The sequence below is a fragment of the Hydrogenophaga sp. UC242_53 genome (assembly GCF_042696965.1).
Classification (GTDB): Bacteria; Pseudomonadota; Gammaproteobacteria; order Burkholderiales; family Burkholderiaceae_C; genus Hydrogenophaga.
Map to the genome: position 1 here is coordinate 1 of NZ_CP170552.1, position 20,650 is coordinate 20,650.

The 20,650-nt window shown below is 67.5% G+C and carries 20 protein-coding genes and 3 pseudogenes; 16 read left to right on the forward strand and 7 right to left on the reverse strand.

What is annotated here, in order from left to right; genetic code table 11:
* Nucleotides 1–64 precede the first annotated feature (64 nt).
* From ACFJI0_RS00005 to ACFJI0_RS00015, 3 genes and pseudogenes are all read right to left on the reverse strand, one after another.
* Entirely contained in the window at nucleotides 65–1,027 is a 963-nt protein-coding gene (locus ACFJI0_RS00005; RefSeq protein ID WP_382322988.1) for an MBL fold metallo-hydrolase, read from the reverse strand.
* A gap of 14 nt (nucleotides 1,028–1,041) precedes the next feature.
* Nucleotides 1,042–2,743 (reverse strand): annotated as a pseudogene (locus ACFJI0_RS00010) (AMP-binding protein).
* A gap of 111 nt (nucleotides 2,744–2,854) precedes the next feature.
* Entirely contained in the window at nucleotides 2,855–3,235 is a 381-nt protein-coding gene (locus tag ACFJI0_RS00015; protein WP_382322989.1) for a hypothetical protein, read from the reverse strand.
* Between the two features lie 19 nt (nucleotides 3,236–3,254).
* Here ACFJI0_RS00015 and ACFJI0_RS00020 point away from each other — a divergent pair, with 19 nt between their 5' ends.
* Both ACFJI0_RS00020 and ACFJI0_RS00025 read left to right on the forward strand, forming a co-directional pair.
* Nucleotides 3,255–3,662 carry a hypothetical protein gene (locus ACFJI0_RS00020; RefSeq protein WP_382322990.1) on the forward strand — a complete coding sequence of 136 codons (408 nt, stop codon included), beginning with the start codon at nucleotides 3,255–3,257 and terminating at the stop codon, nucleotides 3,660–3,662.
* A 79-nt stretch (nucleotides 3,663–3,741) separates the two neighbouring features.
* Entirely contained in the window at nucleotides 3,742–4,458 is a 717-nt protein-coding gene (locus tag ACFJI0_RS00025) for an esterase/lipase family protein (protein ID WP_382322991.1), read from the forward strand.
* A 114-nt stretch (nucleotides 4,459–4,572) separates the two neighbouring features.
* On the opposite strand, the gene phhA is transcribed toward ACFJI0_RS00025, so the two are convergent.
* Together phhA and hppD are read right to left on the reverse strand one after the other, a co-directional pair.
* A complete protein-coding gene (phhA, locus tag ACFJI0_RS00030; protein WP_382162527.1) occupies nucleotides 4,573–5,427 on the reverse strand; it encodes a phenylalanine 4-monooxygenase in 855 nt (284 codons plus the stop codon).
* 11 nt (nucleotides 5,428–5,438) lie between these two features.
* A complete protein-coding gene (gene hppD / locus ACFJI0_RS00035) occupies nucleotides 5,439–6,560 on the reverse strand; it encodes a 4-hydroxyphenylpyruvate dioxygenase (RefSeq protein ID WP_382162524.1) in 1,122 nt (373 codons plus the stop codon).
* A gap of 116 nt (nucleotides 6,561–6,676) precedes the next feature.
* Between hppD and ACFJI0_RS00040 the strand changes: the two genes are divergently transcribed.
* The 11 genes and pseudogenes from ACFJI0_RS00040 to ACFJI0_RS00090 all read left to right on the forward strand — a co-directional run bounded on the left by ACFJI0_RS00040 (nucleotide 6,677) and on the right by ACFJI0_RS00090 (nucleotide 17,176).
* Entirely contained in the window at nucleotides 6,677–7,150 is a 474-nt protein-coding gene (locus tag ACFJI0_RS00040; protein WP_291113027.1) for an Lrp/AsnC family transcriptional regulator, read from the forward strand.
* Nucleotides 7,151–7,352: 202 nt separating this feature from the next.
* Nucleotides 7,353–7,974 (forward strand): annotated as a pseudogene (locus tag ACFJI0_RS00045) (GNAT family N-acetyltransferase).
* Nucleotides 7,975–8,067: 93 nt separating this feature from the next.
* Complete coding sequence (locus ACFJI0_RS00050; RefSeq protein ID WP_382322992.1) at nucleotides 8,068–8,934, forward strand: HlyC/CorC family transporter; 867 nt, start codon at nucleotides 8,068–8,070, stop codon at nucleotides 8,932–8,934.
* A gap of 62 nt (nucleotides 8,935–8,996) precedes the next feature.
* Complete coding sequence (gene lnt / locus ACFJI0_RS00055) at nucleotides 8,997–10,826, forward strand: apolipoprotein N-acyltransferase (RefSeq protein ID WP_382322993.1); 1,830 nt, start codon at nucleotides 8,997–8,999, stop codon at nucleotides 10,824–10,826.
* A 104-nt stretch (nucleotides 10,827–10,930) separates the two neighbouring features.
* On the forward strand, nucleotides 10,931–11,836 hold the full coding sequence (gene glyQ, locus ACFJI0_RS00060) for a glycine--tRNA ligase subunit alpha (protein ID WP_297395311.1): 906 nt from the start codon (nucleotides 10,931–10,933) through the stop codon (nucleotides 11,834–11,836).
* 21 nt (nucleotides 11,837–11,857) lie between these two features.
* Nucleotides 11,858–13,978 carry a glycine--tRNA ligase subunit beta gene (glyS, locus tag ACFJI0_RS00065; protein WP_382322994.1) on the forward strand — a complete coding sequence of 707 codons (2,121 nt, stop codon included), beginning with the start codon at nucleotides 11,858–11,860 and terminating at the stop codon, nucleotides 13,976–13,978.
* Nucleotides 13,979–13,985: 7 nt separating this feature from the next.
* The gene (gmhB, locus tag ACFJI0_RS00070; protein ID WP_382162513.1) at nucleotides 13,986–14,570 is read left to right on the forward strand and encodes a D-glycero-beta-D-manno-heptose 1,7-bisphosphate 7-phosphatase; all 585 of its coding nucleotides are present in this window, start codon (nucleotides 13,986–13,988) and stop codon (nucleotides 14,568–14,570) included.
* Nucleotides 14,571–14,595: 25 nt separating this feature from the next.
* A pseudogene (locus tag ACFJI0_RS00075) lies at nucleotides 14,596–15,337 on the forward strand (lysophospholipid acyltransferase family protein).
* An 8-nt stretch (nucleotides 15,338–15,345) separates the two neighbouring features.
* Nucleotides 15,346–16,242, forward strand: a complete 897-nt coding sequence (locus ACFJI0_RS00080; protein WP_382322995.1) for a M48 family metallopeptidase — start codon at nucleotides 15,346–15,348, stop codon at nucleotides 16,240–16,242.
* 89 nt (nucleotides 16,243–16,331) lie between these two features.
* Nucleotides 16,332–16,739 (forward strand): MerR family DNA-binding transcriptional regulator, encoded by a 408-nt coding sequence (locus tag ACFJI0_RS00085; protein ID WP_291113012.1) that lies wholly within the window; start codon nucleotides 16,332–16,334, stop codon nucleotides 16,737–16,739.
* Between the two features lie 71 nt (nucleotides 16,740–16,810).
* Nucleotides 16,811–17,176 (forward strand): DUF1304 domain-containing protein, encoded by a 366-nt coding sequence (locus tag ACFJI0_RS00090; RefSeq protein WP_382162507.1) that lies wholly within the window; start codon nucleotides 16,811–16,813, stop codon nucleotides 17,174–17,176.
* Between the two features lies 1 nt (nucleotide 17,177).
* Here ACFJI0_RS00090 and ACFJI0_RS00095 read toward each other — a convergent pair whose 3' ends face one another.
* A complete protein-coding gene (locus ACFJI0_RS00095) occupies nucleotides 17,178–17,606 on the reverse strand; it encodes a VOC family protein (RefSeq protein ID WP_382322996.1) in 429 nt (142 codons plus the stop codon).
* A 69-nt stretch (nucleotides 17,607–17,675) separates the two neighbouring features.
* Here ACFJI0_RS00095 and ACFJI0_RS00100 point away from each other — a divergent pair, with 69 nt between their 5' ends.
* Nucleotides 17,676–18,275: a TetR/AcrR family transcriptional regulator gene (locus tag ACFJI0_RS00100; RefSeq protein WP_382322997.1), complete on the forward strand. Its 600-nt coding sequence runs from the start codon at nucleotides 17,676–17,678 to the stop codon at nucleotides 18,273–18,275.
* Here ACFJI0_RS00100 and ACFJI0_RS00105 read toward each other — a convergent pair.
* Complete coding sequence (locus ACFJI0_RS00105) at nucleotides 18,255–18,863, reverse strand: IMPACT family protein (RefSeq protein WP_382322998.1); 609 nt, start codon at nucleotides 18,861–18,863, stop codon at nucleotides 18,255–18,257. The genes ACFJI0_RS00100 and ACFJI0_RS00105 overlap by 21 nt on opposite strands.
* A gap of 187 nt (nucleotides 18,864–19,050) precedes the next feature.
* Between ACFJI0_RS00105 and ACFJI0_RS00110 the strand changes: the two genes are divergently transcribed.
* Together ACFJI0_RS00110 and ACFJI0_RS00115 are read left to right on the forward strand one after the other, a co-directional pair.
* Nucleotides 19,051–19,434: a PaaI family thioesterase gene (locus tag ACFJI0_RS00110; RefSeq protein WP_382325849.1), complete on the forward strand. Its 384-nt coding sequence runs from the start codon at nucleotides 19,051–19,053 to the stop codon at nucleotides 19,432–19,434.
* Between the two features lie 31 nt (nucleotides 19,435–19,465).
* Complete coding sequence (locus ACFJI0_RS00115; RefSeq protein WP_382322999.1) at nucleotides 19,466–20,647, forward strand: isovaleryl-CoA dehydrogenase; 1,182 nt, start codon at nucleotides 19,466–19,468, stop codon at nucleotides 20,645–20,647.
* Nucleotides 20,648–20,650: the final 3 nt, after the last annotated feature.

Below are 20,650 nucleotides of genomic sequence, written 5' to 3' on the forward strand. Positions count from 1 at the left end.
TTGGCATTTATGGGCTGAAGTTTCTCAAAGGGTCGCGTCGCAGCAGACCTATTGACCTGCCCATCTATCGATTGATGACCATGTCCCCGTTTCTGAACAGGGATTGGCTTCGTTCAAGCTCGATCAGCAACTGATCCAGCCATTCGCGGGTCTGTATTCTGTCGTGACGCACTGCCTGCGGCATGGTGTTGAAAAAGTAGCTGGTGGCAAGCACCCAATCCAGCAAGGCGTCCATCGACACGGATTGCCACTCCAGCAGCTTGAACTTGATCAGCACCTTCAAGGCATGTCGCCGGTGCTTGTCGGGTTGGGTCACGAACTGTTCCAAGCGGCTGCGCGCACGGGCGAGTGCTCCAGAAAAATCATTGAAGACCCGGCCATGTCCGGGGATAACGGTCGTGGGGGTGAGTGCTTCCATGAGATCCAAGGTGGCCGCCACCTCATCAAACGCTGAAACGCCTTCGAGCTCGGGAAAGACAATGCCGAAGCCGTTTTCCCACAGTGCATCCGCCGAAATCAGCAGCCGATGCTCGGCCTGGAAGAGGACGATGGAATGAGGATCGTGCCCCTTGGCCGCGTGGATATGCCAATTCAGTGAACCCAGGCGAATGGAGGTGCCTGGCGTCAGCAAACCTTGGTGCGTGAACCGAGGGCAAGACTGGCCCGTAGGCTCAAAGGTCAGGGCCACTGGATCCCAATTCGCGACCGAAGCGGCCTGACCAGGCGGTATCAGGGTGCGCAATGCAGGATAGGCTTGCTGCAGTTCGGCATTGCCGCCGCAATGGTCGCTGTGAAGGTGCGTGTTCAGGAGCAGATCCAGCGGCGCCCCCTCCAGGTTGGCCGCCACGAGCGCCAGCGTCTGAGGCGCATGCGCCGAATAACCCGAGTCCACCAACGCGGTAGGGCCCTCGCCTCGAATCAGGATGTTGTTGGCCGACAGCCAGCCCCGTTCCAGGCAGGTGACACCGGCGTTGGCAAGGGTTGAATGGGGGTCGTCGATCGGTGCCGGTGAAGAATGGGATGGCATGCAGTGAGAGTGCCTCAGTGGGCAACTGGCGTGCGCAAGGCGCGCCGAAGTATTTTGCCCACGTTGCTCTTCGGCAGCTCGTCCCGGAATTCAATGAGCTTGGGCCGCTTGTAGCCGGTCAGGTTGTCCTGGCAGTAACGTGCCACGTCTTCCTCGCGCAGGGTGGGGTCCGAACGCACCACAAACACCTTGACCGCCTCGCCTTGCTTGTCGTCCTCGATGCCGATGGCCGCGCACTCGAGCACCCCCGGGCACAGCGAGATGACGTTCTCCAGCTCACTGGGGAACACGTTGAAGCCGGAAACGAGGATCATGTCCTTCTTGCGGTCGACGATGCGCGTGAAGCCCTGCGGGTCCATGACCCCCACATCGCCCGTTCGCATGAAACCATCGGGTGTGAACGCGCGTGCGGTCTCATCGGGTTGCTGGTAGTAGCCCACCATCACATTCGGCCCCTTGATGCAGATCTCGCCGGTTTCACCCAGCGCCACGCTGCGGCCTTCGTCGTCCTTGATCGCGATGTCAATGCCAGGCAGAGGCAGGCCGATGGTGCCGCTGAACTGCTGGCTGGTGACCGGGTTGTTGGTCCCGATGGCGCAGGTCTCGCTCATGCCCCAGCCTTCGATCATGGTGCAGCCGGTGACGGCCTTCCATTGCCGTGCCGTGCCTTCCGACGCGGCCATGCCCCCGGCCTGCGACAGCGCGAGATTCGAAAAATCCAATTGACGGAACTGGGGGTTCTGCAGCAGGGCATTGAACAAGGTGTTCACCGCGGGCAGCACGTGGAATGCGCGCCGCTTGAGGGTGCGCCACCAGTTGCGGGATGTCGCGCGGATTGGGCACCAGGGTCATGTGCGCCCCCCAGCGGATGGTGAGCAGGCTCAGGGTCAGCGCAAAGATGTGGTACAGCGGCAGCGCCGCGATGCCGTTGACCTGCCGCAGGTCGCCGACCTTTTGCAGCGCGGGCTTGAACCAGGCTTCGGCCTGCAGGATGGCGGCGATGATGTTGCGGTGGGTGAGCACCGCGCCTTTGGACAAACCGGTGGTGCCTCCCGTGTACTGCAGGAAGGCCACAGAGTCCAAGGTGTCGCTGGTGGGCTGGAGGCGCATGCCACTGCCTTCGGCGATGACGTGGCGGAAGTTCACGATGGTGCGCTCGCCCAGGGGGCCTGTTCGGGCCAGCTTGTAGGCCGGGACCATCTTGGCGAGATGCCGCACGGCGAACGTGATCCAGCGCCCGTACCAGAACCCCAGCTGGTCGCCCAGGCTGGCGATGACCACGTGCTCCACCGAGGTCTGGTCGATCACCTGTTCGAGCGTGTGGGCGAAGTTCTCCAGGATGACGATGGCCTGAGCCCCGGAATCCTTGAGCTGGTGCTCCAGTTCTCGCGCGGTGTAGAGCGGATTGACGTTCACCACGGTGTAGCCAGCGCGCACGATCGCGGCCATGGTGATCAGGAACTGCGGCACATTCGGCAGCATGATCGCCACGCGCGCACCTGGCACCAAGCCTCGGCCCTGAAGCCAGGCCCCCATGGCGGCACTCAGGCCGTCCAGTTCGCCATAGCTCATCCACTGTTCCATGCACACGCTCACAGGCTGGCGGGCATGTTGCTTGAACGACTCTTCGAGCAGGTCGGCCAATGAGCGGTAACGTTCGGGCGTCACCTCGGGTGCAACGCCTTCGGGGTATTGGGTGAGCCAGGGTCGGGTCATGGGTTTCGCTGTGACAGAGAGGGATGGACCATTCTGGCAAGCCGGCGCCCGGGTGCATACCGGGCCAGCCCTAAGGCGCTGTCACCCAAAGCACACGGGATCCCGGAGACCTCAACGGGTCTCAGGCGCTCTGGCCAGCTCGGCGGACAGTGCCGCGCTGCAGGCGCCCTCGCCCTCGTCGAACAGGGTGCTGATCCAACGCGATTCCCGTGCGCTGATGGTGTCGATGAAGTTCCGTGCATCCCCCAGGGACGCGAAGGCATCGAAGCCGCCTTCCAGGAAATGTTGCAAGGCATCGAGGCCCGCCGCGCGGGCCGGGTTGCGCATCATGCGCAAGGCCAGCCGCAAGGGCTTCATGCGGGTGAGGCGCTGCAACTCGCGCCCCATGTGCTGCACGACCGCCAGTTGGCGCGCGCGCGCATCGCGGTCGCCGGTCAGCCGCCAGGCGCGCGTGTAGCGCAGGGCAGGGGACAGCGTGGCGTCCTGCGGCAACCAGTGCGTTGGCGATGTGGTGGTCGAGCACCTCGGTCAAGGCATGGGTCTCGGCCAGATCCACCGCGAGCTGGGCCACGGCTTCCGGGAACAGGCGTTCCAACGCGCCGGCGATGCGGGCGAATTGCGCGTCGCGCCGGGCGAAGTCGTGCACGCCGTAGAGCTCATCCAGAAAGAAGCGGGTCGCGGGGGCATACACCGGGTGCTCAAGGAAGTCGGCGTACGTGGCGCGGAAGCGCCGGGCCTGCAGCCGTTTCACCTCGTTCACCGCCCGGTCGAGGCCTGCCGTGCGGGCTTGCTGGCGCAGATCACTGACACGCGCCAGGTGCGTGCGGATGCGGTCGGCGGCGCTGGGGTTCTGGGTCATCGCGGGCTCAGGCAGAAGCGGTGTGCCAGTCTAATTCGGACCGCCCACTCCGTGAGATAGTTCGGCCATGTCCCCTCCGACGCAGCCCCCCCCAAGACACGTTCCCCGCTCCAGCCTGGCCCGCTTGCAGCAGGCGCTGGTGCTTGGTACGTTGGTGTTCGTGGTGGCGTGGGTGTTCTTCTGGTGGCCGCGATCCCCCACGGTGGCTGTGGTGGGCGCCTTGTTGTCGCTGGGCGGCTATGCGCTGGTGCTCGCCCTGGAGGGGCTGGCCGCGGCCCGGCTGAACCGGGGCGATGCCGCACCCCCGGCGGGATGGCAGGGTTTGGCGGGCGCCTGGTGGCAGGAGATTCGCGTGGCGCCGCAGGTGTTTGCCTGGCGCCAACCCTTCTTCTGGGCGAGCCTGCCGGACGACGTCGACCCGCGCGAAGGCCCGGTGCCCGCTGTGGTCTTCGTGCACGGCTTCGTGTGCAATCGAGGCCTGTGGTTGCCCTGGATGCGCCGCTTGCGCAGCCAGGGCGTGCCCTATGTGTCGGTCAACCTCGAGCCGGTGTTCGGCGACATCGACGACTACGGGCCCCTCATGAGCGACGCCGTGCGGCGCGCCCAGGCCCTCACGGGCCGTCCCCCCGTGCTGGTGTGCCACAGCATGGGTGGCCTTGTTGCCCGGGCGTGGCGGGCGGCCGAGCCGGACACGCCGGTGCACCAGGTCATCACCATCGGCAGTCCGCACCGAGGCACCTGGCTGGGGCGCTTCAGCCGTGTGCGCGAACGGCCGGCAGATGCGGCAGGACGGGCACTGGCTGGCGGCCTTGGCCCGGCGCGAAGCGCAGATCCAGCCGCAGGACACCTATGCTGACTTCGTGTGCTGGTATTCCAATGCCGACAACATCGTGTTCCCGGCTTCCACCGCCACCTTGCCCGGGGCCGACAACCGGTTGGTGCCCGGTGCGGCCCACGTGGCGCTGGCCTTTCACCCCAGGGTGATGGACGAGTCGCTGGCGATCGTGGCGTCGGCTGGCAGGTCGCCGAGCGAACGCACCGCCTTGTAGAGCGGCGCGAAGTCGGGCGCCGTCATTTCGAACAGCTGGTCGAAGCTGTCGATGACGAAGTAGGTGGCCTGGTAGTCGTCGATCTTGTAGCGCGTGCGCATGCAGCGCAGCAGATCAAGCGCGATGCGCTGGGGTTGCGGGCTGGTGACGCTGTGGCGCAGTTCGCCCGACGAACTCAGGATGCCGGCGCCGTACGCGCGCAACCCGTCGTCCTGGCGGATCAGGCCGAACTCGATCGTGTACCAGTACAGCCGCGAGAGCAGCTCGCCGGCGCCCAGATCGTGGGCCTTCAGGCCACCCGCCCCGTAGCGCTGCACGTAGTCGGCAAACACCGGGTTGAACAGCAGCGGCACGTGGCCGAAGAGGTCGTGGAACACATCGGGCTCGACGATGTAGTCGAACTCGGCCGGCGTGCGGATCCAGTCGGTCACCGGGAAACGGCGGTTCGCCAGCAGGTCGAAGAAGGGCCGCTCGGGAATCAGGCCGGGCACGGCCACGATTTCCCAGCCGGTCGCGGGCTTGAGGCGTTCGTTGATCTCTTCGAAGCGGGGAATGCGGTCCTTCACGCCCAGCGAAGGCAGGGCCTCGATGAAGGCGTCGCAGGCCAGGCCCGGCAGCAGCGCGGTCTGGCGCTCGTAGAGGCGGTGGTAAGTGTCGTGGTCGGCCTCGGTGTACGAGGCCCAGTTCTGTGGGCAGGTGTAGTCGCCCCGCGCACGCGAGTAGTCGCCGCGCGGCGGGCGGTCGCTGGCGCCATAGACGACGGGTTCAACGGCCATCGCGTCTGCCCTCAGGCCTTGAGCACGCCACGGCGCACCTGGTCGAGCTCCATGGTCTCGAACAGGGCCTTGAAGTTGCCTTCGCCGAAGCCCTGGTTGCCCTTGCGCTGGATGAACTCGAAGAAGATCGGGCCGAGCTGGTTCTCGCTGAAGATCTGCAGCAGCAGTTCACCGGGTGTGCCGTCCACCAGGATGTTGCGCTGCTTCAGGGCCTCGAGGTTTTCGCCGTGGTTCGGGATGCGCTTGGGCAGCAGCTCGTAGTAGGTCTCGCTGGTGTTGAGCAGCTTCACGCCGCTGAGTTCGAGCGCGTCCACCGTGTCGTACAGGTTGGTCGAGCCCATGGCGATGTGCTGGATGCCCTCGCCGTGGTACCGGTCTAGGTACTCCTGGATCTGCCCCGATTTCTCGTTGCCCTCTTCGTTGATCGGGATGCGGATCTTGCCGCAAGGGCTGGTCATGGCCTTGCTCTTCACGCCGGTGGCCTGGCCCTCGATGTCGAAGTAGCGCACCTCTCGGAAGTTGAACAGGCGTTCGTAGAAGCCCGCCCACTCCTCCATGCGGCCGCGGTGCACGTTGTGCGTCAGGTGGTCGATGTAGGTCAGGCCGTGGCCGACGGGGTTGAGTTCGGCACCGGGCAGGGGCTCGAAGTCCACATCGAAGAAACCGATGTTGCCGATGTCGCCCGTCTTGGCGCCGTTCTTGCCGCGCCACTTGTCGATGAAGTAGATGATCGAATCGCCGATGCCCTTGATGGCCGGGATGTTCAGTTCGCCCGGCCCGGCCGATTGCGCATAGCCCCAGGCGCCGAGCGAGATGGCGCGTTCGTAGGCCGCCTTGGCATCGGCCACGCGGAAGGCGATCGCGCACACGCTGGGACCGTGCAGGCGCGCGAAGCGCTGCGCGAAGCTGTCGGGTTCGGCGTTGATGATGAAGTTGATCTCGCCCTGGCGGTACAGGGTGACGGCCTTGTGGCGGTGCTTTGCGATCGCTTTGAAACCCATGCGCTCGAACAGCGCGCCCATGGCCACGGGATCGGGCGCCGCGTATTCGATGAATTCGAAGCCGTCCGTGCCCATGGGGTTGTCCCATGGGGGGGCGGCGGTCTGGGCGGCGGCGGGCAAAGGCGTGTTCATGGCGGTCTCCATTGTGTGTGGGCAGTGGGCCACTGTATCGGCGCAGGGTGTCACGATTCCGGCGTTTTGGGGCGCGCCACTCGTCTGAATTGCAGGAATCTTGCAAAATGACGCGCATGGAAGCACTCGATAAGCTTGATCGCCACATTCTGCGCAGCCTGCAGGCCGACGGCCGCGCCACCTACGACCAGATCGCGGAAGCGGTGGGCCTCTCGCCCAGCGCTGTGCTGCGCCGGGTGAAGCGGCTGGAGGAGGCGCACGTCATCGACCGCTATGTGGCCCTGGTGCGGCCCGAGGCAGTGGGGCTGGGGCTGACCGCCCATGTGAGCGTGCGGCTCGAGAAACATTCCGACAGCGCCAAGCGCAACCCCATGGACCTGTTCCGCGCCAGCGTGCTGTCGTGGCCCGAGGTGGTGGAATGCGCCGCGCTCACGGGCGACATGGACTTCCACCTGCGCCTGGTGGTGGCCGACATGGCCGCCTATTCGCGCTTCATCATGGACACCCTGCTCAAGCACCCCAGCGTGCAGGATTGCAAGACCAGTTTCGTGATGGACCGCGTGAAAAGCACCACGGCTTTGCCGTTGTGAGGGTGTTTTCGTCCCCGTCCGTCGGGTTCCCGCGGGTTTAGGGGTTTGCGTCCTTGTCGTTATAGGGATAACCCGTACATTCGTGCCCATGGTTGATCCCACTCGCTGGTTCAAGTCGACGCCGCTGCAGGCGCAGGCCGAGGTGCGCGCTTCGTCGTCCACCGGCGGCACGCCCGAGCGCGGGGACAAATCGAACCCGGTGATGGTGCCGATCCGGTCGATCGGTCCCGGGCAGATCGACCGCATCGAGGCGCACCTCCTGGAACTGGATACGAACGACCGCTACCTGCGCTTCGGGTATGCCGCCAACGACGAGCAGATCCGCCGCTACGTGGCGCAGCTCAATTTCGACCGCGACGAGCTCTTCGGCATCTTCAACCGCCGGCTCGAGCTCATCGCCATGGCCCACCTCGCGTTCTCGCTCGCCCCCCAGTACACCAGCTGCGCCGAGTTCGGCGTGTCGGTGGTCAAACATGCGCGTGGCCGGGGTTACGGCGGCCGCCTGTTCGAGCGCGCCGTCATGCACGCACGCAACGAGGGCGTGCAGATGCTGTTCATCCATGCGCTGTCGGAAAACACAGCGATGCTCAAGATCGCCCGCCGTGCTGGCGCGGTGATCGAGCGCGACGGCTCCGAGTCCGAGGCGCACCTGCGGTTGCCGCCGGCGGACTTCGACTCGCGCGTGACAGAAATGGTCAACGAGCAGGCTGCGCATCACCGACTACCACCTCAAGGCCCAGGCCAAGCAGTTCTGGGGCTTTCTGTCGGTGCTGCAGGACATCCGCCAGGGCGTGCGCGAAGCACGCGAGCGCGTCCGGGGCTGAGCCCGTCCGGGGCCGCGGGGCCCGCGCGGCTTTGCGCGCCGACACCCGCATGGGGTATCCTTCCGCCCTGTTACAACCTCCCCCCATCCTTCAGTGGCCGACTCCCCTCCCAGTAGCGGGCCGCAGCGCAGCCTGCGGCATGCCGACAAACGTGGTTTTCTGCAAAAGCTTGCGGAATTCATCCATCCCGGACCGGATTCCAAGGACGAGCTGATCGAAACCCTCGCCGAGGCCGAGGACAACGACATCATCAACGCCGAGTCGCGCGTCATGCTCGAAGGCGTGATCCGCATCGCGGACATGACCGCCGGGGATGTGATGGTGGCCGCCCCGCGCATGGATGTGCTGGACATCGATGCGCCCTTCGACGAACTGCTGCACCTGGTCATCGACACCGCGCACTCGCGCTTTCCGGTGTTCGAGGGTGAGCGCGAGAACATCATCGGCATCCTGCTGGCCAAGGACCTGCTCAAGCTGCAGCGCGCGCCCGCGCTCAACATCCGCGCGCTGTTGCGCCCGGCCACCTTCGTGCCCGAAAGCAAGGGCCTCAACGATCTGCTGCGCGAGTTCCGCGGCAACCGCAACCACCTGGCGATCGTGATCGACGAGTTTGGCCGCGTGGCCGGCCTGATCACCATCGAGGACGTGCTCGAGGAAATCGTCGGCGAGATCGAAGACGAATTCGACGTGGCCGAGGACGATGGCGACATCTTCGCCCTGGCCGACGGCACCTGGCGCGTGAGCGGCGACACGCCGATCGAGCGCATCAACGAATCCTTCGGGTTGAAACTGTCCGAAGAAGACTTCGACACCATCGGCGGCATGATCGCCCACGCCATGGGCCACGTGCCCAAGCGGGGCGAAGTCCATGCGCTCGACGGCCTGCGCTTCACCGTGCTGCACACCAAGGGCGGCGCCGTGAAGTGGTTCAAGGTCATGCCCGTGCCGGGCGAGGCCTGAGCCCGCCCAACCCCATGCGAAGCCTTTTCGGGTCACTCCACACGCCGTCGAGTTTCAACCCGATGAGCCGCCGCCCGCCCGGGCGCAACGCGCGCGGCAGCGGTTTCGCCTGGTTCCTCGTGTGCCTGCTGGGCGGTGCCTTGCAGGCGACCTCCATCGCCTGGCCTTTCGCGGGCTGGAGCCTGCCGGGCGCCGTGCAGGGCCAGCCCAATGGCTGGTGGCAGATCGCCTCGCTGGCGCTGCTGGTGCTGGCGCTGCAGTACGCCACCCGGGTGGGGCAGGCGGTGTGGCGTGGCTGGGTGTTTTCCACTGTCTGGCTGGCGGGCACCTTCTGGTGGCTGTTCATTTCCCTGCACACCTACGGCGGCCTGCCCGCCTGGCTGGCGGTGCTGGCCGTGCTCGCGCTGGCGGGGTTGCTGTCGATCTATTACGCGGTGGTGGTGGGTTTCCTCTGCGCCTGGGCGCCGGTGTCGCGCACCGCTCAAGGGCTGATGTTCGCCTCACTCTGGACGCTGGCCGAACTGGCGCGCGGCCACTGGTTCACCGGTTTCCCCTGGGGCGCGGGGGGCTACGCGCACGTTGACCTGATGGCCCCTTGGGCACCGCTGGTGGGGGTCTATGGCATGGGCTTCCTGGCGGCCGTGCTGGCCTATTCGTTGGCCTCCATCGTCTCCGGCCTCTGGCGGCGCTTCAGCGCCTGGATGCAGTCGCCCGTCAGCCGGCCGGTGGGCCGCACGGCGGGGGGCATGGTAGCGCCGGCGCCCCGCGTGCAGGCGCGCCTGGTGCCGGGCATGGCCGATGGCTGGCCCGGTGTGCTGCGGTCGCTGGCCCTGTTCCTGGTGGTGGGGGTGCTGCTGGTGAGCCTGATCGGCGGCGGCACGGCGTGGCGCGGCCTGGGTCACCGGGACACCGCCGCGACGGGCGAGTTGCGGGTGTGGCTGCTGCAGGGCAACATCGCCCAGGATCAGAAATTCGAGCCCGGCACGGGCGTGGCCCAGGCGCTGAACTGGTACCCCCAACAGATCACCGAGGCCGTGCAGGCCGCGCGCAGTTCCGCGACCGGCCCGCAGCTGGTGGTCGCGCCGGAAACCGCCATTCCCCTGCTGCCCGGCCAACTGGGCCCCGACTTCTGGCAGCCGCTGCTGGGACACCTGGCCGAGCAACCGGCCGGCACCGGCGTCGGCGCGCTGGTGGGCTTGCCGCTGGGCAGCATGGAGCGGGGCTACACGAACTCGGTCTGGGGGATCCACTCGGGCTCGGCCCATCGACTGCAGGCCCAGCCCCGGCTGGACACGCCGGACAACGGCCTGTACCGCTACGACAAGCACCACCTGGTGCCCTTCGGCGAGTTCATTCCGCCGCTGTTCCGCTGGTTCACCGATCTCATGAACATCCCGCTCGGTGACTTCAACCGGGGCGCCCTGGCGCAGCCGGCCTGGGCGGTGTCGGGGCAGCGCGTGGCGCCCAACATCTGCTATGAAGACCTGTTCGGCGAAGAGCTCGCGGCCTCGTTCCGCGATCCCACGGCCGCGCCCACCGTGCTGGTCAACCTGAGCAACATCGCCTGGTTCGGCGACAGCATCGCGATCGACCAGCACCTGCAGATCTCGCGCCTGCGCGCGATCGAGCTGGGCCGGCCCATGCTGCGCGCCACCAACACCGGCGCCACGGCCGTCATCGACCACCAGGGCCAGGTCACGCACGAGCTGCAGCGGCTCACGCGCGGTCGCCTGGAGGCCACGGTGCAGGGCCGCAGCGGCCTCACGCCGTACGCACAGTGGACCGCGCGCTGGGGCCTGGTGCCCCTGTGGGTGGTCTGCGCCGTGCTGGCGCTGCTGATCGCCTCCACCCGCAACCTGGGCCGCCGGGGCGGGCGCACCCGCCGCCGCTGAGCGCGCCCGTAAAATCGGGCACTTGGGGCATTCCTGGCGCGATGCCGCGCCACGCCCCCACCCAGACCATCCCTCGGCCGAGCTTCGTTCCCGGCTTCTTTCGCATGTTGACCTTCCAGCACATCATTCTGAAACTGCAGTCCTATTGGGACGCCCAGGGCTGCGCGCTGCTGCAGCCCTACGACATGGAGGTGGGTGCCGGCACCAGCCACACCGCCACCTTCCTGCGCGCGCTCGGCCCCGAGCCCTGGAAGGCCGCCTACGTGCAGCCCAGCCGCCGCCCCAAGGACGGCCGCTACGGCGAAAACCCCAACCGCCTGCAGCACTACTACCAGTACCAGGTGGTGCTCAAGCCCGCGCCGAGCAACATCCTCGAGCTCTACCTCGGCAGCCTGGAGGCCCTGGGCTTCGACCTGAAGAAAAACGACATCCGCTTCGTCGAGGACGACTGGGAGAACCCCACACTCGGCGCCTGGGGCCTGGGCTGGGAGGTCTGGCTCAACGGCATGGAAGTGACGCAGTTCACCTACTTCCAGCAAGTGGGGGGCATCGACTGCAAGCCCATCACCGGCGAGATCACCTACGGCCTGGAGCGCCTGGCGATGTACCTGCAGGGCGTGGACAACGTCTACAACCTCAAATGGACGGACACGCTGAGCTACGGCGACGTCTACCTGCAGAACGAGAAGGAACAGTCGGCCTACAACTTCGAACACAGCGACGCCGACTTCCTCTTCACCGCCTTCAACGCGCACGAAAAACAGGCCAAGCACCTGATGGAGCAACAGCTCGCGCTGCCCGCCTACGAGCAGGTGCTGAAGTGCGCGCACAGCTTCAACCTGCTGGACGCGCGCGGCGCCATCAGCGTGACCGAGCGCGCCGCCTACATCGGCCGCATCCGCAACCTGGCGCGCGCCGTGGCGCAGAGCTACTACGACAGCCGCGAGCGCCTGGGCTTCCCCATGGCGCCGCGCGAGTGGGTGGAACAGATGGTGAAGAAGGCCGCGTGAGCGCCGGGTGAAAGAACAAGAATGACCGCACAGAACCTGCTCGTTGAGCTGTTTGTCGAAGAGCTGCCGCCCAAGGCGCTGAAGAAACTCGGCGATGCCTTCGCCACCGTGCTGGGTGACCAGCTCAAGGCCCAGGGCCTGGCGCCGGCCGATGCGGCCGTGACCGCCTTCGCCTCGCCGCGCCGCCTGGCCGCGCACGTCACCGGCGTGCTGGCGCGCGCGGCCGACAAGGCCGTGTCGCAGAAGCTCATGCCCGTGAGCGTGGGGCTGGACGCCAACGGCCAGCCCACGCCCGCCCTGCTCAAGCGCCTGGCCGCGCTCGGCGCCGACGCGTCGGCCGTGGCCGGCCTCAAGCGCGCGCCGGACGGCAAGGCCGAGGCCTTGTTCCACGACAGCATCGCGCCCGGGGCTGAACTGGCCGTCGGCTTGCAGAAGGCGCTGGATGAAGCCATTGCCAAGCTGCCGATCCCCAAGGTCATGAGCTACCAGCTCGAGACCGATTGCGAACTGCCCGGCTGGAGCAGCGTGAACTTCGTGCGCCCCGCGCACGGCCTGGTCGCGCTGCATGGCGGCAGCGTCGTGCCGGTGAAGGCGCTGGGGCTGACCGCGCGCCACACCACGCAGGGTCATCGCTTCGAGGCGCTGGTCTCGCCGGTGGTGCTGACGGACGCCGACAGCTACGCCGCCACGCTCGCCCAAGACGGCGCGGTGATCGCTTCGTTCGCCGAACGCAAGGCCGAGATCGCGCGCCAGCTCGCGGCGGCCGCCGCGAAGGTGGGCGGCGGTTGCCGGCCGATCGAGGACGGCGCACTGTTGGACGAAGTGACCGCATTGGTTGAGCGGCCCAACGTGCTCATCTGCGAGTTCGAGACCCAGTTCCTCGATGTGCCGCAGGAATGCCTCATCCTCACGATGAAGGCCAACCAGAAGTACTTCCCGCTGCTCGATGCCCAGGGCAAGCTGACCCACCGTTTCCTGGTCGTCAGCAACATCAGCCCGGCGGACCCGAGCGCGGTGATCGGCGGCAACGAGCGCGTGGTGCGCCCGCGCCTGGCCGATGCCAAATTCTTCTTCGACCAGGACCGCAAGAAGACGCTGGCCTCGCGCGTCGACGGCCTGGGCAAGGTGGTCTATCACAACAAGCTCGGCACGCAGGGCGAGCGCATGGAGCGCGTGCGCGCCATCGCGCGGGCCATCGGCCAGCAACTGGGGGGCGAGGTGCTCGAGCAACAGGCCGACACCGCCGCGCAGCTCGCCAAGACCGACCTGCTGACCGACATGGTGGGCGAGTTCCCCGAGCTGCAGGGCATCATGGGCGGCTACTACGCGCGCCACGATGGCCTGACCGAGGACATCGCCTTCGCGATCGAAGACCACTACCGTCCCCGCTTTGCCGGCGATGAGCTGCCGCGCAACACGACCGGTGTGGTGGTGGCGCTGGCCGACAAGCTGGAGACCCTGGTCGGCATGTTCGGCATCGGCAACCTGCCCACCGGCGACAAGGACCCGTTTGCGCTGCGCCGGCATGCGTTGGGCGTGGTGCGGATGCTGGTCGAGAAGAACCTTCCGATCGATCTGAGCGCCCTGTTGCAATCGGCCGTGCCCGCTTTCGGCGCGCTGATCACCGACCCCAGTGCGGCCTTGTCCGACTTCATCTACGACCGCCTCGCCGGTGGCCTGCGCGAGCAGGGCTACAGCGCCCAGGAGGTCGATGCCGTGCTGGCCCTGCGCCCGTCGCGCCTGGGCGAGGTGGCCCTGCGCCTGCAGGCCGTGCGCGCGTTCGCCGCGTTGCCCGAAGCGCCCGCGCTTGCCGCCGCCAACAAGCGCATCGCCAACATCCTCAAGAAGGCCGAAGGCGAGGGTGCGGCGGTGAAGGAAGCGTTGCTGGTCGAGGCCGCCGAAAAGGGGCTGTCCGCCGCCATGCAGGCCACCGTGCCCGCCGCCAACGCGAAGTTCGACGCCGAGGACTACACCGGCTCGTTGCAGGCGCTCGCCGCGCTGCGCGCGCCGGTCGATGCCTTCTTCGACGGCGTGATGGTCAACGCCGACGACCCCGCGCTCAAGGCCAACCGCCTCGGCCTGCTGCGCGAGTTGCACCACGCCATGAACCGCGTGGCCGACCTGTCCCGTCTGGCGACCTGACACCACCATGAAGCTGCTCATCCTCGACCGCGACGGCACGCTCAACCGCAGCCGGGACGACTACGTCGCCTCGCCGGACGAGTGGGAGCCATTGCCCGGTGCGCTCGAGGCGGTGGCGCGGCTCAACCAGGGTGGCTGGCGCATCGTGCTGGCCACCAACCAGTCCGGCATCGGTCGGGGCCTGTTCGACATGGCTTCGCTCAACGCCATCCACGCCAAGATGCACCGCCAGCTCGCTGCGGCCGGGGCGCGCGTGGAGGCGGTGTTCATGTGCCCGCACGCGCCCGAAGACGCCTGTGCCTGCCGCAAGCCCGCGCCCGGCCTGTTCCTGCAGATCGGCGCGCGGTTCGGCATGCCGCTGGCCACGGTGCATGCGGCCGGCAACGCGATGCGCCACGTGCGCGCGGCCGCCGCGGCGGGCTGCCGCACCCATTTGCTGATGACGGGCAAGTCCGAACACCTGCGGGGCCGCCTGGGCTCGGGGGCGGCCGTGGACCTCGCGGCGCTCGCGCCCGACCTGCCGCCCGGCACGCACCCCCACGACGACCTCGGCGCCTTCGCCGACTGGCTGCTCGCGCAGCCCACCACCTGATCCTCGATTCCCCAACATGATCCTCATCCATCTGCTGCGCTCGGTCCTGCACACCCTGTTCATGGCCGTGACCGTGGTGCCCTGGGCGCTCGCGGTGCTGATCGCCGCGCCGTTTCTCAACAGCACGCAGATCTACTGGATGTGCGCGGGCTGGCTCAAGCTCGCGGTGGCGAGCGGCCAGCTGATCCTGGGCATCCGCAACGAGGTGATCGGCTTCGAGAACCTGCCGGTGGGCAGCACCGCGCCGGCGGTGCTGCTGCTCAAGCACCAGTCCACCTGGGAAACCTTCTGCATGCCCGCGCTGATGCCGCACCCGCTGGCCTACGTGTTCAAGAAGGAACTGCTCTACGTGCCTTTCTTCGGCTGGGCCATGAGCCGGATGGACATGATCCACATCGACCGCAGCAAGCGCGCCCAGGCCTTCAACAGGGTGGTCGAACAAGGCCAGCGCCTGCTCAACCAGGGCACCTGGGTCATCATGTTTCCCGAGGGCACGCGCATCCCGCGCGGCCAGAAGGGCCAGTACAAGAGCGGTGGCACGCGGCTGGCCGTGCGCAACGGGCGCGCCGGTGATCCCGATCGCGGTCACCTCGGCCAAGTGCTGGCCGCGCAAGGCCTTCATCAAGCGGCCGGGCACGGTGGAGTTCTCCATCGGCAAGCCCATCCCCAGCGAGGGCCGTGAGCCCGACGAGCTGATGCGCGAGGTCGAGGCCTGGATCGAAGCGGAAATGCGCCGCCTCGATCCCGAGGCCTACCGCACCGCCTGAGCACCGCCATGCAGCGCTTCGTGCAACTGGCGCTCGACTTCCTTGGCGCCCCCGCGCCCGAGCCCCAGCGGCCCGCATCGCCGCCACCGCCGCCCGCGGTGGCCGCACCCCCGGCCCTGCCCATGACCCAGGTGTTCCAACCGGCGGCCTGGCACCACCCGCGCGCCAACCGCATGCTGCGGCTGGGCGCCTGCGAGGTGGCCTACGAATTCAAGCGCGGCAAACGCCGCACCATCGGCCTGTCGGTCAGCACCGACGGCTTGAGCGTGAGCGCGCCGCGCTGGACGCCGGTGGGCGAGGTCGAGGCGTTGCTGCACGACAAGTCGGCCTGGGTGCTGGAGAAGCTGCAGAGCGCCCGCCAGCGCGCCGGCGAAATGGAGCAGGCGCGCATCCGCTGGGCCGATGGGGTCGAGTTCGACTACCTCGGTGAGCGCATGCGCCTGGTGCTCGACCCCACGCACACCTTCACGCAGGTGGGCGGGGTGTTCGAGCCGGCGGTGGCGCCGGGTGGCCTGGCGACGCTGCGCATGGGGCTGGCCCGCAATGCCCAGGAAACGCAGATCCGCGACGCTGCACAGGCCTGGCTGATGAAGCGGGCCAAGGCCCTGTTCATCGAGCGCCTGGACCACTTCGCGCCACAACTGGGCGTGCGCTACAGCAAGCTGCGCCTGTCCAGCGCCGGCACGCGCTGGGGCAGCGCGAGCGCCGACGGGTCGATCCGCCTGAACTGGCGCCTGATCCACCTCAAGCTGGACATGATCGATTACGTCGTGGTGCACGAGCTCAGCCATCTGCACCACATGGACCACAGCCCGCAGTTCTGGGATGTGGTCGCGCGGGTCCTGCCCGACCACGCCCAGCGCCGCCGCGCGCTGCGCGAGGCGGCCGTGCCGCTGGACGAATGACACCCCGGCGTGCGGGTCTCGCCGCAGAGCGATTCCGTTAAGATCGCCGCCTGACGTTGACGTAAACGTCAAATAACAGGGCACCCCCCATGGCGACGAACCCGACCTACACCATCAGCGACCTGGCCCGCGAGTTCGACCTGACCACGCGCGCCATCCGCTTCTATGAGGACATGGGCCTGCTGCAACCGCAGCGCGAAGGCCCGGGGGGCCGCAACCGGGTCTACACCTCGCGCGACCGCACGCGCCTCAAGCTCACCTTGCGCGCCAAGCGCCTGGGGCTGTCGCTGACCGAGGCCAAGGACATCATCGACATGTACGACAGCCCGCGCGACACCGGACCGCAGCTGCGCAAGTTCCTCACCGTGCTGGCCGACCACCGCCACCAGCTGGAGGAGCAGATGGCCGATCTGCTGGCCAACCTCGACGAGGTGAAGACGCACGAGAAGGAAGCCCGCGCCCTGCTGGGCAAGATCGAAAAAAGCCCCAAGGCCTGACGGCCGGGGTAAGCTGCCGGCGTCCGTGGCGATGGGGCCGCGTCCTCGAAGAAAAGTGAAAGGCCGTTGCCATGTCCCTGATCGCCAGCATCGTCGTTGCGCTCGTCGCGCTGCTGCACTTCTACTTTCTCGTGCTCGAGATGTTCCTGTGGGACAAGCCGGCCGGCATGCGCGCCTTCGGCCAGACGCCCCAGTCGGCCGCGGCCACCAAGGTGCTCGCGGCCAACCAGGGGCTGTACAACGGCTTTCTGGCCGCCGGCCTGCTCTGGGGCCTGTGGCTAGGCCCCGAGGGCTTTGGCGTGAAAGTGTTCTTCCTGCTTTGCGTGTTGATCGCCGGCCTCTACGGCGCGGTCACGGCGAGCCGCAAGATCCTGTTCGTGCAGGCGCTGCCTGCCGCGCTGGGGCTCGTGCTGGTCTGGCTGAGCCGCACGGCCTGATCTAGGCCGCGGTGGCGCCCGCCGTGTACAGGCGCACGAATTCCCCGCTCGGGGGGATCGGTTTGATCACATCGATCAGCACGCCGTCGGGCCCTTGCACGATGAAGTGGCGCTGGCCAAAGGCTTCGTCCCGCAAGCCGAGCAGCACGGTCAGGCCCTGGGCGATCGCGCGCTCGTATTCCGCGTCCACATCGGCCACCTCGAAGTTGATCAGCACCCCCGAGGCCCGGCCGCCCCGCGCGCTGGCCGGGATCGTGGTGTGCGTGCCATCAAGGATGGCGAGGTTGACCGTCGGGTCTTCGCTGGATTGCAGGTGCACATACCAGCCGCAGTCGAACAGGCTGGTGAGGCGGAAGTGGGTTTCGTAGAAGCGGGCCGTCTCGGCCACGCGGTCGGTCATGAGGACGGGATAGTACGAGGTGGATTTCATGGCGGATCTCCTGTAAAAAACATACATACAATATGCATGTAACTTCAATATAACATACAGGCTGCATGTATGCAAAATACCCTTCCACCCCAACGCCGTTCCCAAGGTGAGCGCACCGACGCCACCCGCGCCGCGCTGGTGAGCGCGGCGCGGGCGCTGTTCGAGGCCCGGGGCTTCGCCGCCACGGGCACGCCCGAGATCGTCGCGGCCGCGAACGTGACCCGGGGCGCGCTGTACCACCATTTCACGGACAAGACCGAGCTGTTCCATGCCGTGGCCCGTCAGGTGGCGCAGGAGGTGGCGGACGAGATCGCGCAGCGTTCGCGGCACCAGCCGAAGCCGGTGGACGCGCTGCTGGCGGGCGCCCAGGCCTATTTCGCCGCCATGGCCGAGGCCGGCCGCGCCCGCCTCTTGCTGCTCGAAGCCCCGGCCGTGCTGACGGCCGAGCAGGTGCTCGGTTTGAGCGACCTCGCGGGTTTCCAGGCCTTGCAGGAGGGTTTGCAGAACGCGCTGAAAGACCGTCCCGAGGCCGTGCTGCCCCTGCGCGAGCTCAGCGTGCTGCTGTCGGCGGCGTTCGACCGCGCGGCACTGGCGATCGCCCGGGGCGAATCGGCCGAGCCCTATGAGCAGGCGGTTCGTCTGCTGCTGTCACGCCTCGTCCCGGTCTGAGGCTTCTTCGAGCCAGACCACACGGCCCTGGCCGGCGTCGTTGAGGCGCGTCACCAGGGCTTCGGCTTGCGGTTCGGGCACTTGCAGCGACACCGTCACGCCGTCGCCATGCAGCGCTTCGACCAGGCGCGCGCCGTGGCCGTCGAGCTCGCGGCGCAGCCAGCCTTCCAGCGCGTAGGGCAGCACGCAGCGCAGTGCTCGCCAGCGCACCACCGGCACCTTGTCGGCCTGCAGCAGCGCCTGGGCCACGCTGTCGGTGTAGGCGCGCACCAGGCCGCCCGCGCCCAGCGGCGTGCCGCCGTAGTAGCGCACCACGGTCGCGAGCACGCCCTCCAGGTCCTGGTGGCGCAGCACCTCCAGCATGGGCCGCCCGGCGGTGCCGCCGGGTTCGCCGTCGTCGTTGGCGGCGGAGTGCGCACCGGCCATGAGCGCCCAGCACACGTGGGTGGCGCCCGGGTGTGCGGCGCGCAAGGCCGCGACCCGCCGCAGCGCCGAGGCGCGGTCCACCATCGGCTCCACGCAACCGATGAAGCGGCTTTTCTTGATCAGGCTTTCGCTGTGAACCGGGGCGGACAGGGTGTAGGGCATGGGGCGTCGAGCATAGCCCTGTGGCCGACGCGGCTCGGCGCCGTTGAAATTGACGTTTACGTAAACGTCAACGTAGAATCGCGGTTCACTGCCTGTTGCGAGACACCCCTTGACCTCTCCCACCTTCGAGCCGCGCCACGCCGGTTTTGACCAGCGCACGCGCGAGAGCTTTGCGCGCCAGGCCGCCATGCGCACCCTGGGCGCCACGCTGGCCTCGGTGGTTCCCGGCCGGGTCGAGATCACCTTGCCCTGGGCCGAGCCGCTGACCCAGCAGCACGGGTTTCTGCACGCGGGCATCGTGGCGACCGCGCTCGACTCCGCGTGCGGCTACGCCGGCTTCACGCTGATGGCGTTGGAGGCCGCGGTGCTCACCATCGAATTCAAGATCAACCTGCTGGCGCCCGCGCAAGGCGAGAGCTTTCGCATGGTCGGCACGGTGATCAAGCCCGGGCGCACTGTCACGGTGTGCGAAGGCCACGCCTATGCCATCGACGGCGGGCGCGAGAAGCTGATCGCCACCATGGGCTGCACCCTCATGGCGGTGGTCGGCCGCGACAATATCCAGGGCTGAGCCCTTTTCCCAAACACCCACGGAGACCCGCATGACCAACCTGCCCGGCCTGAACTTCCAGCTTGGAGAAGACATCGACGCGCTGCGCGACGCGGTGCGCGATTTCGCGCAGGCCGAGATCGCGCCGCGCGCGGCCGAGATCGACCGCGCCGACCAGTTCCCCATGGACGTGTGGCGCAAGATGGGCGACCTGGGCGTGCTGGGCATCACCGTGGGCGAGGAGTACGGCGGCGCCAACATGGGCTACCTGGCCCACATGATCGCCATGGAGGAGATCTCGCGCGCCTCGGCCAGCGTGGGCCTCTCGTACGGCGCGCACAGCAACCTGTGCGTGAACCAGATCAAGCGCAACGGCAACGACGCCCAGCGCCGCAAGTACCTGCCCAAGCTCATCAGCGGCGAGCACGTGGGCGCCCTGGCCATGAGCGAGCCCGGCGCGGGCTCGGACGTGATCAGCATGAAGCTCAAGGCCGAGGACAAGGGCGGCTATTACCTGCTCAACGGCAGCAAGATGTGGATCACCAACGGCCCGGACGCCGACACCATGGTGGTCTACGCCAAGACCGAGCCCGAGATGGGCGCGCGCGGCGTCACCGCCTTCATCGTCGAGAAGGGCATGAAGGGCTTCTCCACCGCGCAGAAGCTGGACAAGCTGGGCATGCGCGGCAGCCACACCGGCGAGATGGTGTTCAACAACGTCGAGGTGCCGGCCGAGAACATCATGGGCGGCCTGAACAACGGCGCCAAGGTGCTCATGAGCGGGCTCGACTACGAGCGCGCGGTGCTCACCGGTGGTCCGCTGGGCATCATGCAGGCCGTCATGGACAACGTGGTGCCCTACATCCACGACCGCAGGCAGTTCGGCCAGAGCATCGGCGAGTTCCAGCTGATCCAGGGCAAGGTGGCGGACATGTACACCGTGCTGCAGGCCGGCCGCTCGTTCGCCTACACCGTGCGCAAGAACCTGGACCTGCTGGGCACCGAGCACGTGCGCCAGGTGCGCAAGGACTGCGCCTCCGTGATCCTCTGGTGCGCGGAGAAGGCGACGTGGATGGCCGGCGAGGGCATCCAGATCTTCGGCGGCAACGGCTACATCAACGAGTACCCACTGGGCCGCCTGTGGCGCGACGCCAAGCTGTACGAGATCGGCGCGGGCACGAGCGAAATCCGCCGCATGCTCATCGGTCGCGAACTGTTCGCCGAGACGATGTGAAGG

Coding starts and splice junctions, on each gene's coding strand:
- glyS (WP_382322994.1), top strand. CDS start 11,858: ATGACCGCACAGAACCTGCTCGTTGAGCTGTTTGTCGAAGAGCTGCCG.
- ACFJI0_RS00090 (WP_382162507.1), top strand. CDS start 16,811: ATGTCCCTGATCGCCAGCATCGTCGTTGCGCTCGTCGCGCTGCTGCAC.
- phhA (WP_382162527.1), bottom strand. CDS start 5,427: ATGGCCGTTGAACCCGTCGTCTATGGCGCCAGCGACCGCCCGCCGCGC.
- ACFJI0_RS00115 (WP_382322999.1), top strand. CDS start 19,466: ATGACCAACCTGCCCGGCCTGAACTTCCAGCTTGGAGAAGACATCGAC.
- lnt (WP_382322993.1), top strand. CDS start 8,997: ATGAGCCGCCGCCCGCCCGGGCGCAACGCGCGCGGCAGCGGTTTCGCC.
- ACFJI0_RS00095 (WP_382322996.1), bottom strand. CDS start 17,606: ATGAAATCCACCTCGTACTATCCCGTCCTCATGACCGACCGCGTGGCC.
- ACFJI0_RS00080 (WP_382322995.1), top strand. CDS start 15,346: ATGCAGCGCTTCGTGCAACTGGCGCTCGACTTCCTTGGCGCCCCCGCG.
- ACFJI0_RS00105 (WP_382322998.1), bottom strand. CDS start 18,863: ATGCCCTACACCCTGTCCGCCCCGGTTCACAGCGAAAGCCTGATCAAG.
- hppD (WP_382162524.1), bottom strand. CDS start 6,560: ATGAACACGCCTTTGCCCGCCGCCGCCCAGACCGCCGCCCCCCCATGG.
- ACFJI0_RS00005 (WP_382322988.1), bottom strand. CDS start 1,027: ATGCCATCCCATTCTTCACCGGCACCGATCGACGACCCCCATTCAACC.
- glyQ (WP_297395311.1), top strand. CDS start 10,931: ATGTTGACCTTCCAGCACATCATTCTGAAACTGCAGTCCTATTGGGAC.
- gmhB (WP_382162513.1), top strand. CDS start 13,986: ATGAAGCTGCTCATCCTCGACCGCGACGGCACGCTCAACCGCAGCCGG.
- ACFJI0_RS00040 (WP_291113027.1), top strand. CDS start 6,677: ATGGAAGCACTCGATAAGCTTGATCGCCACATTCTGCGCAGCCTGCAG.
- ACFJI0_RS00085 (WP_291113012.1), top strand. CDS start 16,332: ATGGCGACGAACCCGACCTACACCATCAGCGACCTGGCCCGCGAGTTC.
- ACFJI0_RS00110 (WP_382325849.1), top strand. CDS start 19,051: ATGCGCACCCTGGGCGCCACGCTGGCCTCGGTGGTTCCCGGCCGGGTC.
- ACFJI0_RS00100 (WP_382322997.1), top strand. CDS start 17,676: ATGCAAAATACCCTTCCACCCCAACGCCGTTCCCAAGGTGAGCGCACC.